Annotated in this window: 9 protein-coding genes; 3 read left to right on the forward strand and 6 right to left on the reverse strand. The window is 70.6% G+C overall.

The features are described 5' to 3' along the window. Positions 1–94: 94 nt before the first annotated feature. The 5 genes from AC3WPZ_RS27410 to AC3WPZ_RS27430 form a co-directional block, all read right to left on the reverse strand. Entirely contained in the window at positions 95–967 is an 873-nt protein-coding gene (locus AC3WPZ_RS27410) for a hypothetical protein (RefSeq protein WP_382320846.1), read from the reverse strand. A gap of 8 nt (positions 968–975) precedes the next feature. Beyond that, positions 976–1845, reverse strand: coding sequence for a universal stress protein (locus tag AC3WPZ_RS27415; protein ID WP_382320844.1), 870 nt, complete (start codon positions 1843–1845; stop codon positions 976–978). Between the two features lie 86 nt (positions 1846–1931). Then, complete coding sequence (locus AC3WPZ_RS27420; RefSeq protein WP_291115847.1) at positions 1932–2333, reverse strand: GreA/GreB family elongation factor; 402 nt, start codon at positions 2331–2333, stop codon at positions 1932–1934. A gap of 114 nt (positions 2334–2447) precedes the next feature. Then, the gene (locus AC3WPZ_RS27425; RefSeq protein ID WP_291115850.1) at positions 2448–2573 is read right to left on the reverse strand and encodes a hypothetical protein; all 126 of its coding nucleotides are present in this window, start codon (positions 2571–2573) and stop codon (positions 2448–2450) included. A 53-nt stretch (positions 2574–2626) separates the two neighbouring features. Beyond that, the gene (locus AC3WPZ_RS27430) at positions 2627–2992 is read right to left on the reverse strand and encodes a hypothetical protein (RefSeq protein ID WP_444686989.1); all 366 of its coding nucleotides are present in this window, start codon (positions 2990–2992) and stop codon (positions 2627–2629) included. 145 nt (positions 2993–3137) lie between these two features. Here AC3WPZ_RS27430 and AC3WPZ_RS27435 point away from each other — a divergent pair, with 145 nt between their 5' ends. Further along, on the forward strand, positions 3138–3383 hold the full coding sequence (locus AC3WPZ_RS27435; protein ID WP_444686988.1) for a hypothetical protein: 246 nt from the start codon (positions 3138–3140) through the stop codon (positions 3381–3383). A 17-nt stretch (positions 3384–3400) separates the two neighbouring features. Here AC3WPZ_RS27435 and AC3WPZ_RS27440 read toward each other — a convergent pair whose 3' ends face one another. Then, positions 3401–3610: a DUF6496 domain-containing protein gene (locus AC3WPZ_RS27440; protein WP_444686987.1), complete on the reverse strand. Its 210-nt coding sequence runs from the start codon at positions 3608–3610 to the stop codon at positions 3401–3403. Positions 3611–3745: 135 nt separating this feature from the next. Here AC3WPZ_RS27440 and AC3WPZ_RS27445 point away from each other — a divergent pair, with 135 nt between their 5' ends. Continuing rightward, on the forward strand, positions 3746–3952 hold the full coding sequence (locus AC3WPZ_RS27445; protein ID WP_382320838.1) for a hypothetical protein: 207 nt from the start codon (positions 3746–3748) through the stop codon (positions 3950–3952). 122 nt (positions 3953–4074) lie between these two features. Next, complete coding sequence (locus tag AC3WPZ_RS27450) at positions 4075–5502, forward strand: sigma-54-dependent transcriptional regulator (RefSeq protein WP_444686986.1); 1428 nt, start codon at positions 4075–4077, stop codon at positions 5500–5502. Positions 5503–5760: the final 258 nt, after the last annotated feature.

Here is a 5760-nt window from a genome sequence, read left to right on the forward strand (position 1 = left end):
GTGGCCGGATCGTCCGGGCGGCCGTCGGAGGTGGGGGCTTCGGGCATCGGGGGATTATTTCAGAAGGCCCCCCGGCGCGCTGTCACCCCGGGTTTCAGACTTCGCGCGCGCCGGCCCACCAGCCGCTCATGAGGCTGGCGGGCTTGGTGCAGGCGCACACGCGCGCGCTGCATTCCCAGGCCTCCACCTGCACGTTCAGGCCGGCGAACACGCCGTAGCCGGCGCCGGCGCGAATGACCTCGTGGGCGCTGAGGCTCTCGCCCGCGCGGATCGCGCCCTCGGCGACGATGGAGCGGCCGGCCTTGATGCCCCAGCCGGCCTCCAGGTGCATGGCGCATTCAATGGTGCCGCCGGCCTGGATGCCGTCGCCCGCGCGGATGCTGTCGCGCGCCGTGAGCCGGCCGCCCACCACCAGGCTCTTGCCGCACTCGATCGGGCCCTGGGTGATCAGGTCCTGGCCCACGTGGGCGTTGCCGGCCACATGCAGCGGGCCGCCGCACCACAGGTCCCAGGCCGCGCGGATGTCGCCGCCGCAGCGCAACTGCTCGCGCGCGTCGATGCCCCAGGCGGCCTTGATGTGCCCGGTGGCCTCCAGCGAGCCGTCGCTGCGCACGCTGCCGCCGGCCTTGATGTCGTCGCCCGAGACCAGCGACTGGCCGACCACGATGCTGCCGCCGGCCTGGATGCCGCGCCCGGTGCGGATCAGGGTGTCGACCTCGATGTTGCCGCGCACCACCAGCGAGCCCGCGAACACCAGGGCCTCGGCGGCCACGGCGTCCACCTCCATCACGGCGTTGGTGGGGCCGAACTGCGAGAGCAGCCAGCAGGCGTCGCTCACGCGGCCGGCCTCCACCAGGGCGTCGAGCAGGTCCTGGTAGTTGCTGCCGTTCTCGTGGTGGCGCAGGAACCAGCGGAAACCGTCGGCGCAGGGTTGTTTGGTCTTGATGAACTGTTTGGTGAGGTCCATGGCCGGCGTCATCCCTGGCTCGCCATCACGGGCACGGGTTCGGCCAGGCCGTCGAAGGGCACCACCAGCACATCGCTCTCGGCCCATTTGGCCAGCCGCTGGGCCACGCTGCCGGTGAGAAAGCGCGCGAACGCGGAGGCGCGGCGCTTGCCGACCACCACCAGCTCGGCGCGGGTGGCCTGCTGCTGCACGGCGGTCTGGTACGCGGGGTCGCCGTTGCCCACGTCGAAGGCCATGGCGCTGCCGGCCATGCCCAGCGCGCGGGTGAGCTGCATCAGCCGCTCCTTGGCGTGCTGGCGCGAGTCGAGGCGATTCGCGCGGATGGCCTCGAAGGACACGTCGGCCGAGCGCAGCTTGGATTCCTCGATCGTGTCGATGGCGTGGAACAGCTGGAGCGCCGAGGGGCTGGCGAAGCGGCGCGCGTAGGCGATCAGGTCGCGCGAGCGCGGCGTGAGGTCCACCGCCACCAGCACCTGCTCGTAGGTGCGCCCGGCCGCCTGCTTGACCACCAGCACCGGGCAGGGGCTGTCGTGCACGAACTGGTCGAGCGTGGTGCCGCGGTAGAAGGTTTTCCAGCTGCGTTGCCACAGGGGGCCCATCACCAGCAGGCTGGCGTTGCGGCATTCCTGCATGACGTCGTCCAGCGTCACGGGGTTGCGCTCCAGGGCCACGGCCCGGATGCCATGGCGCCGGGTCAGCTGGCGCGCGCGCTGCGACAGGCGCGCGATCGGGTCGGAGAAGAAGCGGTGGGGTTCTTCCGCGAAATGGATGAGCCGCAAGGGCGTGTTGTGTTGGCCGGCGAGGAGCGCGGCCCGATCCAGTGCGTGCTCGGACTGTGTCGTGAAGTCGGTGAGGGCGAGAATGGAATCGAAGGTCATGGGACATCCTGGACGTGCGGGGGCCAACCCCATGGCGTGGGCCGATGGGAGCGTGACGAAGGGGGCGCGGCGCGGGCGCGAGGGAACTACGTGGTGTAGTCGCCGCTGGCCTCGGGCTGGAACAGCAGCTCGACGACCTCGGCCTCGCAGGCATCGCCGTTGGGCGTGCGCCAGCGCGCGATGGCGCCCACGCGCTGGCCGAGCAGGCTGGCGCCGACGGGCGAGAGCACGGAGATGAAGCCCAGGTGCGGCTCCGCATCGGCCGGGTAGCACAGCGTGAGCTTCTGGCGCTTGCCCGTGGCGACGTCTTCGAGGATGACCTGCGAGTACATCGTGACGACATTGGCCGGCACCTCGCGCGAGGGCACGAGGTCCAGCGAGTCCAGCGTGTCCGCCAGCTCGGGCGGCATCTTGCCGCCGCGCAGGTTGTTCAGGCGCGTGAAATCGAGTTCGGTGAGCAGGCGTTCACCGGTCAGGGTCTTGTGCATGGAGCACTCCATCTGGTGCGGCCATGCTGCGGATGTGCAGCGGCCACGATCGCGCTGGGCTGGGGCCCGGCGATAGATGGTTTGCGCAAAAAGGAGGAGGGGGTATCGCCGGGCTTAGGAATGTGCGGCCGGCTGGCGCAGTCCCGCCGTGCCCATCAGCTTGCGACCGGCCACGGCCGAACCTGCCATCAGGGGCAGGCGCGTGTGCAGGTGGAAAGTGAGGGTGGACCGGGATGCCATGGGGGGTATTGTAGGCGCGGCGCCCATTCTGGCAAGGCTTGTGCGGTTGTTCTTCAGCGGCGCGGGTCCTTGCGCGGGGCGGTGGGCGAGGAGGGCGGCGCCTTCTGCGACGGGGACTTGCCGCCCGCGCCGGGCACGTAGCCGGCGCGCCGGCCCGCGTCCAGGCCGGGTGTGGCGCGCATGTCCGTGTCCACCTGGCCGTCCTGCAGGTCCTGGTGCGCCTGTTGCATGTCGGGGTCCGGCGCGCTGGCCGTGCTGTCGGTGGACTGGTCGCGTTCGTGCGGCAGCTCCAGGTGGTCGTCGGTTGCCTTGGCCGGTGTCGAGCCGGGGGCGTCGGGCGTGCGGCTCACCGGGTTCGAAGGGTCGCGTTGCGGCGCGCCGGAGGGTCGGTTGGGCGCATCTGCGCGGGGCTTGCTCATCTCGAATCTCCTGCTGCGTGGAGGTGTCCACCCGGCAGCAGCGGCAAGGCATGTGCCCGCGGACTGACGCGCGGCCGAGGCACAGGCACTCGACTTGCCCCCGTTTTCAGGCGCACGCCATCCTGCGTGCCTTCAGGAGATCACCATGAAACCTTTCACTTCATCCCGCATGGCGCTGGGCGTGGCGGCCGCCGCCGCCTCGCTGGTGCTGCTGGCCGGCTGCGACCGGCGCCCGACCGATGTGCCACCGCCCACGACGAACGAGACGCAGCGCGACCGCACCAACCCGCCCATGCCACCGAGCACGCCCGCGGTGCCGACGCCCGAGACCAGCCCGGCACCGCCGGCTGCCTCGCCCGCGACACCGGCGCCGGGCGGCACCACGCAGTAGACCCGGGCCGTGCGGCATCAGTGGCGCTGGCGCTCCTTCGGAGCGGGCGGCGCCTTGCCGCCTGCCTGGCGCGCTTCCGACAGGCCGATGGCGATGGCCTGCTTGCGGCTGCGCACCTTGTCGCCTGAGCTGCTTTTCAGCTCACCTTCCTTGAATTCGTGCATCACCTTTTTCATCTTGCGCTCGGTGATGGCTTCGGATCGGCTTTTGGTGGAGGTGTTTGCCATGGTGAACTCCTGGTTGACGAATGGTGTGTGTGCCCGGGGCGAACGGCGTTCCCGATTCTTCTTGCGGCAAGACAGGCACACGCCTTGCCATACAGGGGCTTCTTTCTTCAGACACCCACAGACAGGAGTCCCCGAATGACCATGGTTCACGCTCATGTGCCCGACGTGCCCAAGCCCACGCCCCCGGTGCCGCCCCCGCCGCCACCGGGACAGCCCGACGTGCCGCCTGAAACGCCCACGCAGTTGCCGCCGGACATCCGCGAACCCGAGGTGCCGGACGAGCAGACGCCCCCGGCGGGCGACCCGCCGCGGCAGCCCACGCCCATCGTGTCCCTGCACTGACCAGGCCGGCCCGGAAAACCGGCGCGCGGCCGTGCGTGGGCCGGGCAAACGGTGGCATCATGGGCGCCGCTTCGATGCACGAACACGCCCGTGGGCGGGCGCAGACCAAGGAACCGCAAGAGATGACCCATGTCCTGATCGTGGACGACGACGTTGACGCTTCCGCGATGCTCGGCGAGCTGATCGCCATGCAGGGCCTGACCGTGGCCACCGCGAACACGCTGCGCGATGCGCGCAAACAGCTGGCCTTGCAGGCCCCCGATCTGGTGCTGCTGGACCTGCGCCTGCCCGATGGCAGCGGCATGGACCTGTTCGCCGACCCCGAGCTGCTCGCCAACTCCGAGGTGGTGCTGGTCACCGGGCACGCCAGCCTGGAGACCTCCATCCTCGCGCTGCGCCTGGGCGCGGTGGACTACATCGTCAAGCCGATCACGCCCAAACAATTGCAGGGCGTGCTCTCGCGCGTGAGCAAACCTTCCGTGTTCAAGGCCGAGGTGGCGGGGCTGACCGCCAAGGTCGCGAGCACCGGCCATTTCGGCCAGCTGTGGGGGCGCTCGCCCTCGATGCTGCAGGTGTATGAGCAGATCACCCGCGTGGCGGGCACCGGCGTGTCGGTGTTCATCACGGGCGAGAGCGGCACCGGCAAGGAGGTGGTGGCGCAGACCATCCACGAGCTCAGCCGTCGGCGCAAGATGCCTTTTCTGGGCGTCAACTGCGGCGCCATCTCGCCCAACCTGATCGAGAGCGAGATCTTCGGTCACGAGAAAGGCAGCTTCACCGGCGCGGACCGCCAGCACCAGGGCTTCTTCGAGCGCGCGGCGGGCGGCACGTTGTTCCTCGACGAGATCACCGAGATGCCGCTGGACCTGCAGGTCAAGCTCCTGCGCGTGCTCGAGACCGGCCGCTTCCTGCGCGTGGGCGCGACCCAGAGCCAGGAAACCGATGTGCGCATCATCGCGGCGACCAACCGCCAGCCCATGCAGGCCGTGGCCGACGGGCGCCTGCGCACGGACCTGATGTACCGCCTCAACGTGTTCCCGATCGACCTGCCGCCGCTGCGCGAGCGCCTGGACGATGTGCCCTTGCTGGCGAACCGTTTCCTGCGGCTCATCGGCGAGCAGGAGGGCAAGGAGAAGAGCTTCTCGCCCGAAGCGCTGGATCGGCTCACGGCCTATGCCTGGCCGGGCAACGTGCGCGAGCTGCGCAATGCGGTGCAGCGCGCCTACGTGATGACGTCTGGCGAGGCGATCGGCGCGCAGTGGCTGCCGAGCGCCTCCGAACCGCCGGTGGGCGCGGTCGCGCCAGCGCCGGCGCCGGCCGTGGCGAGCGCGCCGGCGACGGTGGGCGCCAGCCGCCCGGAAGGTTCGGTGGTGCTGCCGCTGGGCATTTCGCTCGCGCAGGCCGAGCAGACCCTGATCCTGGCGACGCTGCAGCACTACGGCCGCCAGAAGGAGCGCACCGCCGCGGCCCTGGGCATCAGCCTGAAGACGCTCTACAACCGCCTCAAGCAGTACGCGGCCGAAGACCCGGCCGACGGGCCCCAGCCCTAGGGCGCGCTCGGGGGCTGCGCAAGGCACGCCGCTTGCCGCGCGGGGGCAGGAGGTGACCCACCGGTCGCCGCCGCCACAGGAGTGCCCCATGTCCCATGTCACCGCCGCAGGCGAGAAGAAGCCATGTGTGCTGGAAATGGCCGATGCCAGCCCGGCCTCGCGCGCCGAATCTCCGCACGAACCGCGCCCGTGTGCCCTGCTGTGCGCGGATGCCACGGCCGACGGTGCGAACGCCCCCGGGGCTCCCCCACCACCGCC

This window comes from Hydrogenophaga sp. FW305-3-2-15-A-LB1, assembly GCF_058787875.1.